The organism is uncultured Brachyspira sp. (genome assembly GCF_949287625.1).
Classification (GTDB): Bacteria; Spirochaetota; Brachyspiria; order Brachyspirales; family Brachyspiraceae; genus Brachyspira.
Window position 1 is genome coordinate 1 of record NZ_CASEGO010000050.1, and the last position, 19,877, is coordinate 19,877.

20 protein-coding genes are annotated in these 19,877 nt (G+C 27.9%); 7 read left to right on the plus strand and 13 right to left on the minus strand.

The features are described from left to right. Nucleotides 1–1,540, minus strand: a 1,540-nt coding sequence (locus Q1X91_RS08880; RefSeq protein WP_300756039.1) for a GH32 C-terminal domain-containing protein, incomplete at its 3' end; no start/stop codon positions are given. A gap of 319 nt (nucleotides 1,541–1,859) precedes the next feature. Beyond that, nucleotides 1,860–2,504, minus strand: coding sequence for a hypothetical protein (locus Q1X91_RS08885; RefSeq protein ID WP_300756043.1), 645 nt, complete (start codon nucleotides 2,502–2,504; stop codon nucleotides 1,860–1,862). 314 nt (nucleotides 2,505–2,818) lie between these two features. Between Q1X91_RS08885 and Q1X91_RS08890 the strand changes: the two genes are divergently transcribed. The 4 genes from Q1X91_RS08890 (at nucleotide 2,819) to Q1X91_RS08905 (ending at nucleotide 6,372) form a co-directional block, all read left to right on the plus strand. Further along, the gene (locus tag Q1X91_RS08890) at nucleotides 2,819–4,363 is read left to right on the plus strand and encodes an acyl-CoA carboxylase subunit beta (RefSeq protein WP_300756049.1); all 1,545 of its coding nucleotides are present in this window, start codon (nucleotides 2,819–2,821) and stop codon (nucleotides 4,361–4,363) included. Nucleotides 4,364–4,394: 31 nt separating this feature from the next. Next, nucleotides 4,395–4,712: an OadG family protein gene (locus Q1X91_RS08895; protein WP_300756052.1), complete on the plus strand. Its 318-nt coding sequence runs from the start codon at nucleotides 4,395–4,397 to the stop codon at nucleotides 4,710–4,712. 111 nt (nucleotides 4,713–4,823) lie between these two features. Then, nucleotides 4,824–5,228, plus strand: a complete 405-nt coding sequence (locus tag Q1X91_RS08900; protein ID WP_300756056.1) for a biotin/lipoyl-containing protein — start codon at nucleotides 4,824–4,826, stop codon at nucleotides 5,226–5,228. A gap of 16 nt (nucleotides 5,229–5,244) precedes the next feature. Next, nucleotides 5,245–6,372 carry a sodium ion-translocating decarboxylase subunit beta gene (locus Q1X91_RS08905; RefSeq protein ID WP_300756059.1) on the plus strand — a complete coding sequence of 376 codons (1,128 nt, stop codon included), beginning with the start codon at nucleotides 5,245–5,247 and terminating at the stop codon, nucleotides 6,370–6,372. Between the two features lie 370 nt (nucleotides 6,373–6,742). On the opposite strand, the gene Q1X91_RS08910 is transcribed toward Q1X91_RS08905, so the two are convergent. The 10 genes from Q1X91_RS08910 to Q1X91_RS08955 all read right to left on the minus strand — a co-directional run bounded on the left by Q1X91_RS08910 (nucleotide 6,743) and on the right by Q1X91_RS08955 (nucleotide 15,049). After that, nucleotides 6,743–6,949, minus strand: a complete 207-nt coding sequence (locus tag Q1X91_RS08910) for a type II toxin-antitoxin system HicA family toxin (RefSeq protein ID WP_020004573.1) — start codon at nucleotides 6,947–6,949, stop codon at nucleotides 6,743–6,745. Continuing rightward, nucleotides 6,946–7,146, minus strand: coding sequence for a type II toxin-antitoxin system HicB family antitoxin (locus Q1X91_RS08915; protein ID WP_020004574.1), 201 nt, complete (start codon nucleotides 7,144–7,146; stop codon nucleotides 6,946–6,948). The genes Q1X91_RS08910 and Q1X91_RS08915 overlap by 4 nt, the downstream gene beginning before the upstream one ends. Before the next feature lie 240 nt (nucleotides 7,147–7,386). After that, on the minus strand, nucleotides 7,387–8,262 hold the full coding sequence (locus tag Q1X91_RS08920; RefSeq protein WP_300756068.1) for a tetratricopeptide repeat protein: 876 nt from the start codon (nucleotides 8,260–8,262) through the stop codon (nucleotides 7,387–7,389). A gap of 763 nt (nucleotides 8,263–9,025) precedes the next feature. Beyond that, nucleotides 9,026–9,694, minus strand: coding sequence for a DNA alkylation repair protein (locus Q1X91_RS08925; protein WP_300756071.1), 669 nt, complete (start codon nucleotides 9,692–9,694; stop codon nucleotides 9,026–9,028). 17 nt (nucleotides 9,695–9,711) lie between these two features. Beyond that, nucleotides 9,712–10,716, minus strand: a complete 1,005-nt coding sequence (locus tag Q1X91_RS08930; RefSeq protein WP_300756074.1) for an Ldh family oxidoreductase — start codon at nucleotides 10,714–10,716, stop codon at nucleotides 9,712–9,714. A 296-nt stretch (nucleotides 10,717–11,012) separates the two neighbouring features. Continuing rightward, nucleotides 11,013–11,426 carry an ATPase gene (locus Q1X91_RS08935; RefSeq protein ID WP_300756076.1) on the minus strand — a complete coding sequence of 138 codons (414 nt, stop codon included), beginning with the start codon at nucleotides 11,424–11,426 and terminating at the stop codon, nucleotides 11,013–11,015. Between the two features lie 57 nt (nucleotides 11,427–11,483). Then, a complete protein-coding gene (locus Q1X91_RS08940; protein WP_300756079.1) occupies nucleotides 11,484–12,773 on the minus strand; it encodes a T4 RnlA family RNA ligase in 1,290 nt (429 codons plus the stop codon). A 5-nt stretch (nucleotides 12,774–12,778) separates the two neighbouring features. Further along, nucleotides 12,779–13,609 (minus strand): metallophosphoesterase, encoded by an 831-nt coding sequence (locus Q1X91_RS08945; protein ID WP_300756082.1) that lies wholly within the window; start codon nucleotides 13,607–13,609, stop codon nucleotides 12,779–12,781. Between the two features lie 22 nt (nucleotides 13,610–13,631). After that, complete coding sequence (locus Q1X91_RS08950; protein WP_300756085.1) at nucleotides 13,632–14,132, minus strand: NUDIX domain-containing protein; 501 nt, start codon at nucleotides 14,130–14,132, stop codon at nucleotides 13,632–13,634. A gap of 110 nt (nucleotides 14,133–14,242) precedes the next feature. After that, on the minus strand, nucleotides 14,243–15,049 hold the full coding sequence (locus Q1X91_RS08955) for a M55 family metallopeptidase (RefSeq protein ID WP_300756088.1): 807 nt from the start codon (nucleotides 15,047–15,049) through the stop codon (nucleotides 14,243–14,245). 277 nt (nucleotides 15,050–15,326) lie between these two features. Between Q1X91_RS08955 and Q1X91_RS08960 the strand changes: the two genes are divergently transcribed. Together Q1X91_RS08960 and Q1X91_RS08965 are read left to right on the plus strand one after the other, a co-directional pair. Next, the gene (locus Q1X91_RS08960) at nucleotides 15,327–16,340 is read left to right on the plus strand and encodes an ATP/GTP-binding protein (RefSeq protein WP_300756091.1); all 1,014 of its coding nucleotides are present in this window, start codon (nucleotides 15,327–15,329) and stop codon (nucleotides 16,338–16,340) included. Then, a complete protein-coding gene (locus Q1X91_RS08965) occupies nucleotides 16,337–16,876 on the plus strand; it encodes a hypothetical protein (protein ID WP_300756094.1) in 540 nt (179 codons plus the stop codon). Before Q1X91_RS08960 ends, Q1X91_RS08965 begins: the two co-directional genes overlap by 4 nt. Nucleotides 16,877–16,979: 103 nt before the next feature. Here the strand turns inward: Q1X91_RS08965 and Q1X91_RS08970 are convergent, their stop codons facing one another. Then, nucleotides 16,980–18,062, minus strand: coding sequence for an aspartate-semialdehyde dehydrogenase (locus Q1X91_RS08970; protein WP_300756097.1), 1,083 nt, complete (start codon nucleotides 18,060–18,062; stop codon nucleotides 16,980–16,982). Between the two features lie 817 nt (nucleotides 18,063–18,879). Between Q1X91_RS08970 and Q1X91_RS08975 the strand changes: the two genes are divergently transcribed. Continuing rightward, a complete protein-coding gene (locus Q1X91_RS08975; RefSeq protein WP_300756100.1) occupies nucleotides 18,880–19,863 on the plus strand; it encodes a biotin--[acetyl-CoA-carboxylase] ligase in 984 nt (327 codons plus the stop codon). The last annotated feature ends 14 nt before the right edge of the window (nucleotides 19,864–19,877 follow it).

A 19,877-nucleotide genomic window follows, 5' to 3' on the forward strand; every position in this document is an offset into this window, starting at 1 on the left:
TTTGTGCCAACAAAAGAACTGGGGTGTGGGGCAAAGCCCCGCAAATATCAAAATTTAAAAAATTTATTTTTGACAAACTGTATTTGTTTAGGTATATACTATAAATATTTATATACTTAATCCCATCAATAAAAATATTTTCACCTAAAGGATAAACAGTAAAAGAACATGTTTTTTCGCCTTTATTAATAAATATTTCAAGAACGGATACATCAGCTATTATTCTAATATCAGATAATAAATCTATTTTTATTTCTATTTTTTGAGCTCCTGATATTCCTTCAAATTTTACATCTTTTCTGTCTATAGTTAATAAACTTTCATTTTTATCATAATTTAAATAAAGTCCTTTTTTACTGCTGTCAGCAAATAATGTCATATCAAAATTATCTTTTATTTGAAACTCAATATCATAAAGATTTTTAGTATTTTTTAAATCTCTTATTTTTCCTTTTCTTTTGCCATTAAATTCTTCTATAGGATAAGTTTTAAATATTCCATTTTCTATAAAGCATTCTCTAGGTATAGTCATCATTCCGCAGAAATTATTATTATTATCAAAAGGCTTTGACATTCTTATCCAGCCTATCAGGATTCTTCTCTCTCTTTGTTTTTTCTCATCATAATAATTAAAAGTCTGCGGAGCATACATTTCTGATGCTTCATCTAGTAATCCTTTGCTTTCTATATTAAAACTAAAATTAGTAAAATCCATTTGTCCAGTTAAATACATAGCAATATTTGGATATTCTTCACTTCCAGCCCCCATAGGAGAAAATATTAAAATATCATCATTATTTAATTCAAAAAAATCAGGACATTCCCAGCCCCAGCCGAATTTATCGCTAGTCCATTTACCTTCAAACTCCCATTCATTAAGATCATCACTTTTATAAAATACAATACTTCCGTTTTTATAATCTTCAGTATCGCCTAGTACCATTCTATAAAAGCCTTCTTTAGTTTTAAAAACTTTAGGGTCTCTCATTTGAGTATTATTAGCAGATGTTATTAGAGGCGGAAGTATTTTTTTAAATGAATATCCCCCGTCTTCTGAAACAGCATGTATTTGCGAAGGCGTAAATCCGTTAGGGTCTTCCTGAATAGGTATATTATATTCATTGTATTTTATTTTATGATATTGAACTCCTGTATAAAATATATGCAGTTTACCGTCTTTTTCAATTGCACTTCCAGAAAAACATCCGTCTTTATCGTATTCATTATCATATTTTAATGCTATATCTTCATACTTCCAATTTAGCATATCTTTACTCGTTGCATGTCCCCAATGAATAGCACCCCAGCAAGGAGCAAAAGGATTATACTGATAATATAGATGAAATGTACCATTATAATAGCATAGCCCGTTAGGATCATTAAGCCAGTTTGATTCTGGTGTGAAATGGTATTTGGGTCTTAGATTTGAATTTAAATTATTCTTATCAAAAGTTTTATTATTATAAATTAAGATACCGATTACAGTTATTATGAATACTATAAAAATACCTAATATTATTTTTTTATTAATTAATTTCATATTTTATCCTATTTTTGTGTTTTTATGTTTGATTAATAATTTTTTAATAGAAAATTAATTCTTAATATTATATTAAAAAACATTTATGTAATTATTAAAAAGAATTATTTTTTATTTTGACATGTTATATTTGAACTGAATTAATATATAAATAATAAAACTCCTAGAGGATCTTCTGTATTATTATTGTATATAATACAAAAGTAAATGTCAAGAAAGTATTTGATATTTAATAAAAAGAATGATATTGAGTTTGATAATTTTGTATAAAAATAAAGGAGACGTAATGATTACGTCTCCTTTTTATGTTATATATTAATTAAAATCTTAATCCCACTTCAGCACCTAAATCAAAAGAAGAGAATTTTGTATTGAATGAAGGGTTTGTAGTTTCTGCCAAAGGTATATCATAAGAAGCATATACCCCAAGAACTATATTGAGAGGCAATATAAAATCTACAGAAGCCTTAACATAAGGTATATATGGATTTTTAAAATTTTCTTTTATCTTTTTTAAATCATATCCTTGAGAAGTATATCCTCCGTCGCTTTCTCTAAAATAGCTGCTTCCGCCTAAAGGTATTTTTACTCCAGCTCCTACTCCTATAGATACAAACCAAACATCTATTCTTGGCAGTATACCTATCATTAAACTGTCAAAAACAAGACCTCCTTTTGATTTTTCATCTATTGCCGATTTAAATGCAAATACATCTCTGTTATATCCTAAATCCAAACCTAAACCTAATGATAAATATTCAAAACCAAAATAATAAGCAGGCTGAACATGAATACCAAATTCAAAACCAACATCAGATTTTAAACTTGATGAATCATTACCGCTAAAACTGCTGAAACTTGCTCCAAGAGGAACAAGCAAACCTAAACTAAATCCTGTCTTTGCCATAAGTCCGCTGCTTATGCTCATAATTAATATGCTTGTTATTATTATTAATTTTTTCATTTCATTATCCTTTTTTGATTATTATCTATATAATAAACTACAGCTATAGAAAAAAATAAACTATATATAGTTTGTTTTTTGTTCATTCATTCTATGTGCTGTAATGTAGCTTGTATTTATTATTATTATTATAATTGTAAGAGTGCTCTAACTTTTTTGCAAGTCTTTTCATGTATTTTTTAACATTCGACTGAATTGTTAAAACATACAAAAGTTGTAAAATAAGATTGCAATAAATAATAAATAGTATATGTTTTATAAAGGCATTAAAAATCTAATAATTAGACAAAAAATCTAATAAGGACTTAAAAAATATGCAAGAAAAAATCAATGAACTTAGAAAAAGAAAAGAGAAAATAGAAAAGGCTGGCGGAGAAGACAAAATAGAAGAACGCCATAAAAAAGGGAAATTAACTGCAAGAGAACGTATTTTACAGTTGTTAGATGAAAATACGTTCTGTGAGATAGATGCTTTTATAGAGCATAGATGCAGTGATTTTGGTATGGAAAAAAACAAAGTAGCTGGGGAAGGTGTAGTTACAGGATACGGAAAAATTAATGGAAGACAAGTATGTATATATGCTCAGGACTTTACTGTAATAGGCGGTTCATTAGGACAAATGCATGCTGCAAAAATTTGTAAAGTACAGGATATGGCAATAAAGCTGGGCTGTCCTTGCATAGGTATTAATGATTCTGGCGGAGCGAGAATACAGGAAGGTATTGATTCATTAAGAGGATACGGCGATATTTTCTACAGAAACGTTCAGGCTTCTGGAGTGATACCGCAGATATGTGTTATAATGGGACCTTGTGCTGGAGGAGCTGTTTATTCGCCTGCTTTGATGGATTTTATATTTATGACTGATAAGAGCTCAAACATGTTTATTACTGGTCCTCAGGTAGTAAAAGCTGTAACAGGAGAACAGGTTTCTGCTGAAGAGCTTGGAGGAGCTTATGTTCACAGTAAAACTTCAGGTGTTGCTTCTTTAATGTTCCCAGATGAAGTATCTACTTTGGAAGGAGTAAAAACATTACTTTCATACATACCTCAAAACAACTTGGAAGATGTGCCTTTAGAAAATACAGGTGATGACCCTAACAGAAATGATGAAGAGTTATCTAATATACTTCCAGACAGTCCTAATAAACCATATGATATAAAAGAAGTTATAAAAAGAGTGGTTGATAATGGAGAGTTCTTTGAGCTTCAGCCTTTATTTGCTACTAATATAGTTATATGTTTTGCACGTCTTGACGGAAAATCAGTTGGTATAATAGCCAATCAGCCTAATTCTATGGCAGGCGTACTCGATATTAATGCAGCAGACAAAGCGGCGAGATTTATACGTTTCTGCGATAGTTTTAATATTCCTCTGATTACATTAGTTGATACTGCAGGATATTTACCTGGGGTAGGGCAGGAGCATAATGGAGTTATAAGACATGGTGCTAAACTTTTATATGCTTATTCAGAGGCTACTGCTCCTAAAATTACTCTCATTATAAGAAAATCATACGGCGGAGCTTATATAGCTATGTGTTCTAAACATTTGGGTGCTGATATGGTTTATGCTTGGCCTTCTGCTGAGATTGCTGTTATGGGTCCGGACGGAGCTGCTAATATCATATTCAAAAAAGAAATAGAAAAAGCTGATGACCCTAAAAAAGTAAGAGCTGAAAAAATAGAAGAGTATAAAAAAGAGTTTGCCAATCCTTACAGAGCTGCTGTAAGAGGATATGTTGATGATGTAATTGAGCCTGAATATACTAGAAGCTATCTTATTAATGCTTTGCATCTTTTAAAAAGCAAAAGAGAAACAAGACTTCCTAGAAAACATGGTAATATACCTCTATAAAATTTAATTTTAAATTAAAAAGGAGAATTAAATGGAACATAATGCAGCTATTACAATATTTGGTATATTATCTGTTTTTATAGTCGCTTTAGTTTTTTATATATTATCTGTAGTTTTGGGTATCATATTCAAAAGCAGAAATATTAAAAAAGAAGAAGAAATCAGTAAAGTAATAGAAGATAGTAAAACTAAAGAAGAAGACTTGCTTGATGATACAGAGCTTGTCGCTGTTATTACTGCGGCAATTTCAGCTTATACAGGTATGTCTAATAATAAATTTATAATTACTTCTATAGAGGAATCTAAAACTCCTATATGGGGTATGGCTGACAGAGTAAATATAAAATAATTATTTTTTATCTGTAAACTACAATTTTTAATAAAGTTTTAAACAAATATAAGTAAATTAACTTTTATCATAAAAATAAATATTAATAAATATTTTGGAGAAGATATCATTATGACTAAACAATACAAAATCACTGTTAATGGAAAAACTTACGATGTATCAGTAGAAGAAGTTAAACAAGAGAAAGTAAGAGTTTCTGCCCCTGTTGTTCAGGCACAGACTCAAGCACCTAAACCATCTCCTGTAGAGCAAGCAAAACCAGTTGTTCAGGCAGCTTCTCCTTCTGCTGCTATAGATGAAAATGCTGTATCAGTAAAAGCAACTATGCCGGGTACTATAGTATCATTCAGTGTTGCTGTTGGAGATAAAGTTACCGAAGGTCAGGTTGTAGCAATATTAGAGGCTATGAAAATGGAAAATGAACTTACTGCTCCTGCTTCCGGAGAGGTAAAATCTATACATGTTGAGAAAGGTTCATCTGTAGTTGAAGGTCAAGTTATATTGCAGATTAAGTAATATTTAAGGGGTAGATATGAATAATGCTTTAGGTTTGGATTTTAACAATTTACTTACTGGTTTTTATCCGCCGACTGTTGCCCAAATTATAATGATACTTTTAGGAGCTTATCTTATATATATGTCAATATACTATAAGAGAAAACCTTTGCTTCTTCTTCCTATGGGAGTTGCAATACTCGCTTCTAACATGCCTCTTCCTAAACTTACAGAAGATGTTGTAAGAGGATTTTTGGGGCTTCTTCATCAGGGAGCTGACAGCGGTATTTATCCGGTATTGGTATTTTTTGCAGTAGGTACTATGATAGATTTAGGGCTCGTACTTGCTGACCCTAAAAATTTCTTTATTGGAGCTAGTTCGCAGATAGGTATACTTGTAGTATTTTATATTATGAGTTCTTTGAATATATCAGAAGGCTTATCGGCTGCTGCTGCTATTATTGGTGCTGCTGACGGAGCTTTGGCTATGTATATGTCTTCGCTTATTACAGAGCCTAGATATTTTGCTGCTATTGTTATGGCGGCTTATCTTTATATGGAGCTTCTTCCAGTATTACAATCTGGGCTTACGAAAGTTTTAACTACTTCTAAAGAAAGAAAAATTCCTATGAATTATTTAAGACAGGTTTCAAGAGGTGAGAAAATTATATTTGCTGTTATTGCTATGGGGCTTTGCGGTATATTTTTAGCTAATTCTTTTCCTCTTATAGCTGCTCTTTTATTTGGAAGTATTTTAAGAGAATCTGACATTATTAAAAATTTCTCTGTTACTTTACAGAAATCTTTAACTGGAATACTTACTATGCTTATAGGAATGGCAATAGGCTCTTCTGCGACAGCTCAGTATTTTATGACATTAGATACTGTTTTAATATTTTTATTTGGAATAGTGTCATTAGTATTAAGTACAGCAATCGGTATACTTGCAGCAAAACTTATTAATGTATTATCAGGCGGAAAAGTTAATCCTATAATAGGTTCTGCAGGTTTAAGTGCTTTTCCAGTTCCTGCTTGGGGAGCACATGTTTACGGTCAGGAGAATAGTTCTTCAAACTGTCTGCTTCTTCATGCTATGGCTGTTAATATATCTGGTATTATATCGGGTGCTGTTGTTATGGGTATACTTATTACATTTTTTCATTGATATATAATAATATTTTTGAATAAATTAATTGTTTTTTGCTCTGCTGTTTTTATAAAAATAGCAGAGTTTTTTTATTTATTAGACTTGTTTCAAAACTAAATTTCTTAATATTTATACTTTTTTAATTTAATATTTTTTTTAATTATAGTTGGGGCTTTGCCCCAAACCCCACTTCTTTTGTGACGCTGTCCGCCTTCGGTGTGCCACAAAGAAGCAGGCACAGCCCGCAGTCGCGAAAGGCTGCATTTTATACTGAATTTAGTAATTTATTTTACATATAAAACATAATTAGTACGATTTAATAATAATTTCTACATTTGCACTTTCGCAAAGCGTATCCGAGTTTATTGAGAATATGAAAATTATTTTTTTATAATTCATCTTCTGATATTTCAGTTAATTTTAATAACTTTTTCAAAAGACCTATTTTTAAATCATCATTTTTATGTACTGGAATAGATATTCTTAAATCACTTCCAGATTTTATGTATATAAAATGACTCCCATTAATTCTAGCAAGTATCCAGCCATGCTCTTCTAGTAATTTGCAGAATTTTTTACCGCTTATTGTTTTCATAAAACTACATCAATAGTTTTTATCATATTTTCTTTAGAGTATTCTTCAATATCAACAGAAAGACAGCCTTCAATAGCCTCTTTAATGTTTAATTCTAGTTCTTCCATAGTATCAGCCTGAGTAAAGCAGCCTTTTATGGAAGGAACTTCAGCCCATAAACCGTCTTCATCTTCATGAACAATGACTTTAAAAACCATAAAAACACCTCAAAATTAATTATATTTTATATTAAATAAAAAACAATATATACCTAAAAAAATATGGTTTGTCAAAATTAATTTTTTAAATTTTGTTATTTGCGGGGACTAGCCTCACATGTCATACTTCTTTTGCGACCGAAGGAAGTACTGTTAAGTATGGTGTGCAGCGGGAAAAAGTTGAATAAAAAAATTGACAAACTTAAAAAATTTCAGTATAAATTACCATCAATGCTTTATTTATCTCAAGCCATATTGATTTTGAATATTTTGTATATTTTCTCTAGCATATTCATCATTAGGGTCTAATTCTAAAGCCTTTTTATAATCTTTTAAGGCATCTTCATACTGTCCTAAATTTTTTTTAGCAATTCCTCTGTTATTATAAGCATAACTATAATTAGGGTCTAGCTCTATAGCCTTATCATAGTCTTTAATAGCTTCTCGATACTGTCCTAAATTTTCTTTAGATACTCCTCTGTTATTATAAACATCGCTATAACTAGGGTTTAATTCTATAGATTTATCAAAATCTTTAATAGCTTCTTTATATTGTCCTAAATTTCCTTTAGCAAGTCCCCTGTTATTATAAGCATTACTATCATTAGGGTCTAACTCTATTGCTTTGTTATAGTCTTTAATAGCTTCTTCATACTGTCCTAAATATTTTTTAGCAATTCCTCTGTTATTATAAGCATTACTATAATTAGGGTTTAACTCTATTGCTTTGTCATAGTCTTTTATAGATTCTTCATACTGTCCTAAATTTTTTTTAGCAATTCCTCTGTTATTATAAGAATCACTATCATTAGGGTTTAACTCTATTGCTTTATCATAGTCTTTAATAGCTTCTTCATACTGTCCTAGATTATATTTGGCAATTCCTCTGTTATTATAAGAATCAATATCATTAGGATTTAACTCTATAGCTTTATCATAGTCTTTTATAGCTTCTTTATACTGTCCTAAATTTTCTTTAGATACTCCTCTGTTATAATAAGCATTACTGTTATTAGGAGCTAACTCTATTACTTTATCAAAAGATTCTATAGCTTCTTTGTATTTTCTCTCTTTAAAATAATTTAAACCTTCTTCATAATATTGTTCTGATGACATATTTTACCTCAAATAATTTTTTATTATAAAAATAATATATATCATTTTTTAGTATTTACAAGTTAATATTATTAAAACCCCACCCTCTAGGCTAATTATTTTTATTTGAAATTATGACTTTTTATTTCTTTAAAGTTTAAACAGAATTGTTAACGCCCACCCCAGTTTTATTTAAATTTATAGTGTATTTACCGCACGGAGAGTAAAGCTAAATATATAGATTCATTTGCAATTCAAATTTTATTATTATTGTTAATTTTGTTCGGCGTGCGTTAAATAATTTTTAAATCTAATCAACACTTGGGCGGGTGCTAACAAATTATAATTAAGCTATAAATATAATTAATTGTTGTAATTCAAAATAAAGCAATAAATTTTAAAGGGCGGGGTATGTAAATAAAGTTTTAAAGCTTAATTACATTTGCCCACCCTTTATCTTTATTAATGCAATTTTATATTATTATTTTTCATTTCTTTGAAGTTTAAAAGAAATTGTTAACGCCCACCCAAGATTTTTTTAAATTTATAGAGTATTCACCGCACGTTAAGTAAAGCTAGAAATGTAGATTCGTTTGTAATTCAATTTTGTTATATTGTTAATTTTGTTTACCGTGCGTTAAATAATTTTTAAATCTAATCAACACTTGGGCAGATACTGAAATTTATAATTATGAGTTTTAAAGTGATAAACAATCAGCTGATAACTGACGAAGGAAGTCGTCAGCTATTTCTTAGAGAGTTTATCACTAGCAGCAATAATAAATTAAATATATTTGCTTGCTTCTTTTATGCTGAGATTAGCCATGTTATCTTTATGCCTTTCTATAAAATCTCTTACCCAGTTTGGATTGGTTTTGCTGTAATCTCTTAATGCCCAGCCTATTGATTTGTTTATAAAAAACTCTTTATTGTTTAAATTGTTTATTATAATTTTCTCTAATAATTCTGTATTTGTCTTCTCTTTTCTTGAAAGCTGATGATCTATAGATATTCTTCTAAGCCAAATATTATCAGATAAGGACCATTCTAAAAGTATATCATTAACTGTTTCATCTCTTAAAGCAATATCACCTATAATTCTATCTAAAAAATCTATAGTATCCCCCCATGATTTTGTGAGGGCATATTCTTTTAGTTTTGCTATATGTGTTTTATTTAAATATTTCTTTTTTAATATAAGATAATCTATTGCGGCATACTGAAATTCTCTGTATTTATTTTTATAGCATTTATCTGTAAAGTTAAAATCGATATATTCTTTTTCATCTTTTGGAATTGTCTTAAATACTTTTTTCTGAACTTCTTTTCTCTCTTTTGAATGAATACCCAAAAACTCAAAATTATTTTTCATGTATTTAGCCATTGAAACAGCTTCTTTATCATTTTTTAAAATCTCAAATTCTTTTGAGAGATTATTATATAAATCATTCATTTAATAAAGCCTTAAAATTACTTATCAAAAATATATTTATAAACATGATCTGACAAAGGTATTCCTTCTTTTAAATAATTTTTTGAACAAGCCTCTTTTCTCTCGCCCGGTATTGATATAGTTTCACCCTCTTTTAAGGCAGGCTCTTTTCTTATATCATCAATGAATGATTGAACAGTATTTAAATAAGTATCTAAATCATTATAAACAGCAGGATCAACAACTAGTATAAATGTAGAAAGATTTCTTTTTTTATCCATATCGCCATACATTTTTACAAGGTTATTGCAGTAAGCCTGACCTATTAAAAGCCCTGTAAAAGCTTCAACCATAGTCATTATTAAATACCCTTTAACTCCTCCAAAAGGCACAACATATTTTATTTCATTAGGGTCGGAACTAGGATTGCCATTTTCATCAACGCCCCAATGCATAGGCACTGTTTCATTATTTTCTCTTGCTGTAAATATGCGTCCTAATGATACCTCGCTTGTTGCCATGTCGCCTAGTATAAAATCTTTTTTGGCAGGAAATCCGTAGCTTATCGGATTAGTTCCAAAGAATGATCTTTTTCCTCCAAAAGGTATAACGCAAGGATCAGTATTAACCATTATAAGAGAGACTTTATTTTGATCTATTGCCATTTTATTGTAGTATCCTAAGGCTCCTGCATGGCTATTATTTTTTATTCCTATTAAAGCTATTCCCTGTTTTTCAACAGTTTCTAAAGCCCATTCTATAGCATACTGACTTGCGACATGTCCGAATCCTCCGTCAGCGTCCATCAAGGCAAATGCTGGTCTTTTTGTTTCTATATTAAATTTAGATTGTAAATTTATTCCTCCTTGTTTTATTCTATTTATATAATGTTCAACTCTCAATACTCCATGAGAATGTATGCCTCTAATATCAGCATAAATAAGTACATCTGTTACAATGCCCGCCTGCTCGTTTGATACTCCTGCTGATTTGAACTTATTATATACAGCGTCCATTAACTCTTCTGCTTTGACTTTTATCATAATTGCAAAACCTTTATTATATTTTTTAATAAACATAATAAAGTTTACATAATTATAAATATAATGTCAATAACTATTGTTTGGTTTTTTATAATAGATTATTAATTTTTGGTATATACCTAAACAATTATATTTTACACATATTATTGACATTATACTACTATATGGTATAGTACAATAAAATATATTTAAGGAGTTATTATATATGTGAGGAATTAGCTGCATAATCGGGCTGATTATATTTGCAATAGTTAGTTTAATAGAGAAAATTAAAGGAAAAAAATAATAAAAAATACTTACTCTTTTGAATATTTTTCAATAAGTTTATCTATTAATTTTATTTTATCTTTATTTTTTATATGATAAAATTTGCCTATAGTAGCAGGAAAATAATCTTCTTCTTTAAGTTTGTATATTTTTACCCTTGCTGCTATTACCCAATCTGAAATATTTATTCTATCTATTTCATTTTTATTAAACTTAATTTTAAATTTATCTAAAGAATCAGAATCACTTTCTGCCAAAGCAACAGCAACTGCTGTAAGTCCGTCTGCTATCATTATTTTTGTACCTTTTAAAAATTTCTTATCTTTCACTTTTTGAGCACCAGCTTTCACTTCAGCAAATACTATATTATGATTATAAAATATATCGAGAAGTTTTATCTCACCTTCTTTTCCTCTTCTGCTTCCAAACTTCACATACTGCATTTTTTTTATTCTCCTAAAAATTATTAATTAATTCATTAAGTCAAACTAATTTATATTTTATTTAAGTTCATCTAAAACTTCATTATAACTTTTTAATACATCATCTATAGTAAGATTTCTCCATTCTTTTAATTTATTTTCTCTTTTATATTTATTAAATATTTTATTTCCTGTAAAAATAACATACTGATTAGGATAATGAATATTTAATGAATGAGTTAATCTATTTAAACGCATAGACTCTAATCTTAATGCCTTTTTAATAATATAAAAAGGACATTTTACTTTTACCATAAAGCCATTACTATCTTCAAATACAACTCCCTCATAGTCTATAGAAAAATTATCAATATATTTATAAAACATCTTATCTATATAATTATTATATTCATCTTTTGAAATATTATCATCTGGTTTTTCAAATATTTCTATTCTCTCTTTTATATTAAATCGTGATGATATTTCTTTATCTGATAACTCTTCATAAGATAATTTTCTGTAATTTTCTTCATTGTATATAATATCAAGCAAAACCAAAAAAGATTTATCATAAACAATAGGATGGGCGGAATCTTTTAAGTGTATGCATTCAAACACAAATGTGGTATTATTTTTTTTACAGTATTCTTTTATAAAATCCTTATTTTCCCTTGTTAATAATTCTTCTGCCCAAGATGTCATTTTAGTATTGATAGAGCTTTTAGTTGCAAATATTAACTCATCTTTCGTCTTATCTAAAAATACCAGAAATAAATATCCGTTATATTTTTTGTATACGCTTACTGGAAACTTTATATTTTTCTCTAAACTTTTTAATTTAGTTTCATTAACTTCATCATAATTAAAAAATTTATCATAGCTTCTGCCTGCTATTTCTTTGGTATCATTATATCTGTATAATCCCCTTGCTTTAATAGTCTGTTCATTCCATAATTTTTTATAAAATACTCTCTCTGAAAAATTAGTTGAATAAACCGTATCAAAATATTTAAAGCGTACAAGATTATTATTTTCTTTTTCTGTATCAAATTCTGCCTCAAACAAATTATCTATATTTTTATCATTTTTATAATGCTCTATAGATAAATCATTCAAACTCAAAACTATCAAATCTTCTCCGTACTCAACAGAGTTTTCTATACAATAGGCATTATCATTTATTTTGCATAAATTATCTTCTAATTCCTCTTGAAGTACATTTCTATGACCGAATATCTGAATGATATCATTATGATTCTCTTTAAATCTGTTTCCTACTTCTATATAAGATTTATACTTGTCTTCATCATAATTATATCCATAAGTTACAATTCCATTTAAAAGAGAAGCTGGTATATGCTCGTACATTTTATCTATACCTGAATGATTAATAAAAAATTTCTTTCCTTTGTAACTTTTATGTCATTAGCAAAGAAATTTAAACTCACGTCATGATTGCCCTCAGTAAAATAAACATTATCTGGTATGTCATTAAATAAAAAATAGTCAAGAAGATCTTTTGATTTGCTTCCTCTGTCTGTTAAATCACCGGCAAATATATAAGCTGTTTTTTCATCTTTAAAATAATTCTCTCTTTCTAAAAACTTTTTAAATACATCATATTCGCCATGCAAATCTGGTATCACTTTTATATTATCATATTTTTCAAACTCTTTTTCATTCAAATAAAAACTGTCCCATTTCGAAGCCTCAAGTAATGCTGCTTCAGCACTATCATAATCTGAAGCCTTAAAAATATTGGCTCCAGATAATTTAAAATCTTTCATACGCATGAAAAAGTCTTTTATAATTTCTTCCGATATATTACTTCCTATATCCCTATTTCTTACATTATCAATGCATTCTTTAAGAGATACATTATCAAATAAAACAGCTGCTATTCTGTATCCGTATTTTTTGGCAAGCTCTGTAATGCTCTTTAAATTAAAAAGCCCAGTACTGTCTAATATAGTAAATAAACCTAAACGAAATCTATTTTCTAATATGCTTAATATTAAATTATTCCAAATATAAGAATTATCTTTTTCAGAAATGCTAAGCCCATCATATCCGTCTGGAAAAATACCTGAATATAATATTCTTAAATTATCAGAACTTACGCTATAATTATCAAGTTTCGCTTTTTTTATAGTATAAGTTTTGCCGCTTCCCTGAGCACCTACTGTTATAATTAATACTTTCAATTTAAACCTCTTTAACTTTTAATTATTTGAGTTTATCATAAATATCATAAAAATATCTTATAGAAGATATAATTTTTTTGTTTTGGCACATCTCAAAATATTTTTCTCTGTCAACTATCATAGCTTCACTTACTTCATTTTCCTGCAAAATTAATTCTTCCAATTTTACATCTCTTCTAAACATAAACGAATCTATTATAGTTTTTGAACGCTCAAGGATAAAAGAAGTTAAAAATATACCTTCTTCTTTTTCAAATGATAAACCAATCTCTTCTTTAAGTTCTCTTACAGCTCCTTCAATGCTGCTTTCTCCTGCAAGTATAGAGCCTTCTGTACATTCCCATTTATTAGGACATATTTTTTTACTTTTATGCCTTTTTGTCATTATAACTTCATCATTACTATTTACAACCCAAGCATGTATAACTATATGATATTCATTTCTTCTTAAAGGAAGTCCTCTCTGATGAATGCGTCCTGTTTTTTTCTTATTTCTATTATAAACGTCCCAAATCTCAGGCATAGTGTTTCCTATAAATGATTTAAAAATTCTTGATAATAAAAAAGCCTCCTTAAAAAGACTTATTTTTTAAGAAGGCTTTCATAAGTTATCGGACTATTATATTATAAAATTTATAATATAAATTTCAAGGCTCTTAATATCTCATAATAGTCATTATTTTCAAAAACTACAGTAGTATCATTAATTTTTTTAGCATTAGGATAGAATGATACTTTATGAGCATATCCATGTTCTTTATAGCAAACTTCAAGTTTAAAATGATTAGGCAGTTTTAATAATTTACCCTTAAAATCTTGACTTAATGCCTCTTTAGTTTTCTCCTTAATCATCTTTACCATTAAATTTGGAGAATAATTAATAGTAGAATAACCTATACCCTCTTTTACAGGAAGCGTTATCAAATTAGGGTGATTAGGATTCATCTTCATAGCATCTTCGCATAATCCTTTATCACCAGACAAAAATACCGTAGGCACTTTTCTATAGGCTGCTGCATAACTAAAAAACATAAACTCGCTTGCAAGAACTTCATTAAGTTTAACATATACATTTCTGGTATTCATAGTATGAGAAAGCGGATTATTGCCGATTGAAGCAGCATTATGATACCCTATAAACATAGCAGCATCAAAGCTCTCATCAATACCTTCTACCATAGAATAGGGATCTCCGCTCCATCTTCTATGTATCTTTACGCATTCTGGTAAGGCTGTTTGATCTATATTCATAGCAGAGTCATGTGCATCTTTCACAAATATTTCTTTAGCACCAGCCTCAATAGCACCTTCACATGCTGCATTAACCTCTTTAGTCATTTGCAGGGTATGCTCTTTATAAGTTAAACTTCCTGCATCAGTATCAGGCCATTGTGTAGTTGTAGTAATTCCCTCAATATCTGCACTAATAAAAACTTTCATATAATTCCTCGAACATTTAAAAATTTATTTTAATGATTAAAAACTATATTATATTTCTGATTTTATTCAATATGTTAATTATTGATTTTTCTTTTTTTGTGGTATTTTTCAATAAACATATACTAATATAAAATGTTTCATTTTTATTTTTATAATATAAAATAAGTTATTAGTGTTTAGGATATAATTATGAATGAGAAAGAAAAACAATTAATTATTTGAAATAATGAAAATATATTATAGAATATTATAACATTACAATTTAGGTTAGTTGATTATGATAAAGAATTTTGAAATTCATGATTACAGACAATTTAAAAATGCTAAGTTTGATAATTTTGCTAATATAAACTTATTTGTAGGAGAAAATGATACAGGAAAAACTACAATATTAAAATTTTTATATTGTATAAGTTATGAATTAAAAAATATCGTAAATGCAAATATTAGAACATGCAATATTTTTAAATATATTAATAATATATATACATTTAATAATTTCAAATTTGGTACTAGTAATAAACCTACAGATAAACTAAAAAAACTTTATTTATATGACGAAAACACTATTCATTTTAATTCTTATTTTTTAAATAGCAAAAATGAAATTATAACTTCTGATGATAATATTAATAATTATAATTATGACTATAAACCTTTATTTATACCTGCTAAAGAAATCTTATCTATTATGAATGCTATTATTTATTTAAAAAATCAAAATATAGAAAGCGGATTTGATGATTCATATACTGATATAATTTATGAAATACTCGCAAGAAAAAATATTGATGAAAGAGAATTATTAAGCGTATTAAAAAATAAGTATGATTTCTATAATGGTAATATACAAATTGATAAAAATACTAATATGATTAATTATTATAAAAATGATGGAAATATTTATAACATTAATATAACTGCTGAAGGAATAAAAAAACTAGGAATATTTGAAGTTCTTCATAATACTGGAAATTTAACAAAGAAAAGTATTTTATTTATTGATGAGCCAGAAAATAGTTTACACCCAAAAATGGTTCGTGAGCTTATGAGATTTTTGGCTGATATTTCAAAAGAAGGAGTACAAATATTTATGGCTAGTCATAATTCATTTGTTTTAAATCAGCTTAGCAATATTGCCATAAAAGATAATTATCCTATAAACGTATATTTCTTTATAAAAGAAGATAATTACACAAAAATAGACGGAGCTTATGATTTATCAAAAGAGTTTCCTGATAATTCAATATCTGATGAGGCTTATGATATGTTTGTGGAGAGTAAAAATTGAGTAATAATAGTGAATGGATTGTAGAGTTTAAAGATAATTCATATTTTAGATTATCTGAAAATCAATTCTATATACAAAATCAAAAAAATTATGAAGTTTGTAAAGATGATAATAAAGAACATTACAGCGGAATGAAAGAAATGGATTTTTGCTACTGTCATGATAATTGTATTGATTTGATAGAGTGTAAAGAAGTAAATAATATGGATAAATCAAATTTAAAAGATGATTTAAGACTAAAAGCTTTGCATTCTTCTGCCTTATTAAAAACAGCTTTGTATGATGGAAATAATGATATCATAAAAACATTAAATAATCTAAATAAAAATTATAATACAAATATAGAACTAAAAGTTTATATTATTTTCAAACAGTTTAATTCTAAAAATAAAACAATGATTCCTGACATTGTAAAAGAAATAGAAAACATCATAAAAAGAAGTCTTATATGTCCATTAGGTAAACTTTGGAATATTAGAGAAGTTCAAGTTTTAGATTATGAAACAGCCAAAAATAAACTTCAATATATAAAATAAATTAGTGTCTTTTTAAGATTAATACAAATCCTTATAAACATAAAAAAAGAGGAGTTTTGTAAAAAATAAAAACCCCTCTCTATATAATAAAAATATTAATGATTTATTTTTTTTCTGCTTTTTTTCTTACGCAAGTTCTTTTAGCTGCAGTTTTTTTAGCAGGAGCTTCTTCTCCTTTCTTTTCTAATTCTGGTAAAAGTAATTCTGCTATCTGAACTGCATTTGTAGCAGCACCTTTTCTTATTTGGTCTCCAGCACACCATAATACCAATGAGTTTTTAGCACTGATATCTTCTCTTATTCTTCCTACAAATATATCATCTTGATCTGATGTATCTAAAGGCATAGGGTATCTGAATTTCTCTGGATCATCAACTACTTTAACACCTTTAGCTTTTGATAATAAATCTCTAGCTTTTTTTACAGTAATTTTCTTTTCTGTTTCTATAGTAATAGCTTCACTATGACTTCTTATAACTGGTACTCTTACACAAGTGCAGCTTATCTGCATATCAGGTGCATGAAGAATTTTTCTTCCTTCATTAGTCATTTTTAATTCTTCTTTAGTATATCCATTTTTATCAAAGGAGTCTATTTGAGGAATTAAGTTATGAAGTATTTGATATTTAAAAGTGCTGTTTTTAAGTTTGTTTCCAGCAACATAATCCTGTAATTGCTGTTCCAACTCTTCCATACCCTCTTTACCAGCACCAGAAACTGCCTGATAAGTAGAAGCTATAATACGTTTAATTTTTCCAAACTTATGAAGCGGAGCTAATGCCACTAAAGCTATTATTGTAGAACAGTTAGGGTTAGATATTATACCTTTATGTAATTTAACATCATCAGGATTAACCTCCGGCACAACCAAAGGAACATTCTTATCCATTCTAAAAGCACTGCTGTTATCTACAACAATACTTCCAGCCTTTACTGCTTCAGGACTGAGTTTTTTACTCAAATCAGCACCTACAGCAACTAATGTAATATCCATATTATTAAATGAATCTTTAGTTACTTTTTCTATTGTGTATTCTTTTTTATTGAATACTACTTTTTTTCCAGCTTCTCTGTTTCCAAGTAATCTTAATTCATTAATTGGAAATTTTCTCTCTTCTAGTACTTTGAGCATTTCCTGACCAACAGCACCAGAAGCTCCTAATAAACATAAATTTACTTTTTTCATGATGGTTACCGTTAATTATTTTTTTATTTATTTTTGTTCCTAATATTATATAATAATTGTATATTAAAATCAAGAAGTTTTACTTGTTATACCAAATATATTTTTTTATTTAATATTATGATTATTTTATCTTATTAAAGTTATATAAAATATTATAAATAATGTTTTATAATTTTTTAATTTTTATTATCATTTTTAAAAATTATTAAATACCTAAACAGATATAGTTTGTCAAAAAATAAATTTTTAAATTTTAGTATTATTTTTACACTTGCACTTTCGCGAATCGTATCCGAGCTTGTCGAGGATATAAGGTTCTTTTGGCGAAGCCCGCAGAGCGAAGGCGGTAAAAAGAACAATTAAAAAATTGACAAACTTAAAAATTTTTAGTATATACCTAAACAACTATAATTTGTCAAAAATTAATTTTTTAAATTTAAAATATTTGCGGGGCTTTGCCCCAGACCCCACTTCTTTTGTTGCCACAAAGAAGCAAAAAGGCTATATTTCTGGCTAAATTTTACAATTTATTCTACATGTAAAACATAATTAGTACTATTGAAGCGTATCCGAACTTGTTGAGGATATAAGGTTCTTTGACGCTGTCCGCCTGCGACCGAAGGAAGTACTGTTAAGTATGGCGTGCAGTGGAAAAAAGAACAACATAAAAATTGACAAACTTAATAATTTTCAGTATAAACAAAAGTTCCAAATATTTTATGGTTTCCTCTAATTATGTTTGTAACGCTATTTAAATAGTAAACCTTTTACGGTTTTAAAGTTGACAATTGTTTTCTATATGATATCATACTATATTATGAAGGGAAATATTAAAGAAAATATAATATCAATACTAGAATCAAATAAAGGACTTTTTATATCTGGAGAGAGATTAGCAGATGATCTGAATGTAAGCAGAGCAGCTGTATGGAAGGCAATAAAATCATTAAAAAATGAAGGCTATAATATCAATTCCGTAAAAAATAAGGGATATTCTCTATCAAAAGAAACGGATATTATCTCATCAAATATAATAAAAAATAATATGCTTAAATATAAGGATAAGTTTAATTTTATTATATATAAAACAGTAGAATCAACTAATATAATAGCAAGAGAACTTGCAGCTAAAGGGAGAGAAAGCGGTACAGTAGTAATTGCAGAAGAACAGACAGAAGGATACGGAAGAAACGGTAAATCTTTTTTCTCTCCTTACGGCACAGGTATATATATGAGTATAATACTCAATTTAAAAAAAGATAAAAAAATATTTAAAAGTTCATTTATTACCACAGCAGCAGCTATGGCTGTATCAAAATCAATAGAAAATACAACAAATAAAAATACTTATATAAAATGGGTTAATGATGTATTTATTAATGATAAAAAAGTATGCGGAATACTTACAGAAGGAGCTTTCAGCTTTGAAGACAGAAAACTTGATTATGCTGTTATAGGTATTGGAATAAATGTTAATTTTCCTAAAAAAGGCTTTCCTAAAGATATTAATGATACAGCAGATTCTATTAATTCTAACGATTCAAATTCTGATATAAGAAATATTTTAATAGCTAGAATATTAGAAAATTTATGGGACTACTATTTTAATAATATATCATTTTACGATGAATATAAAAAGCGTTCTTTTTTAATAGGAAAGAAAGTTTCTATTAATATAGATAATAAAGAAAATATAATAAATGTATTAGATATAGATGAGAACTTTGCTTTAGTGGCAGAGTTTGAAGACGGAAGAGTAGATAAACTCACATCAGGAAGCATTAATTATAGAATTTCATGAAAACTGGAGGAGAA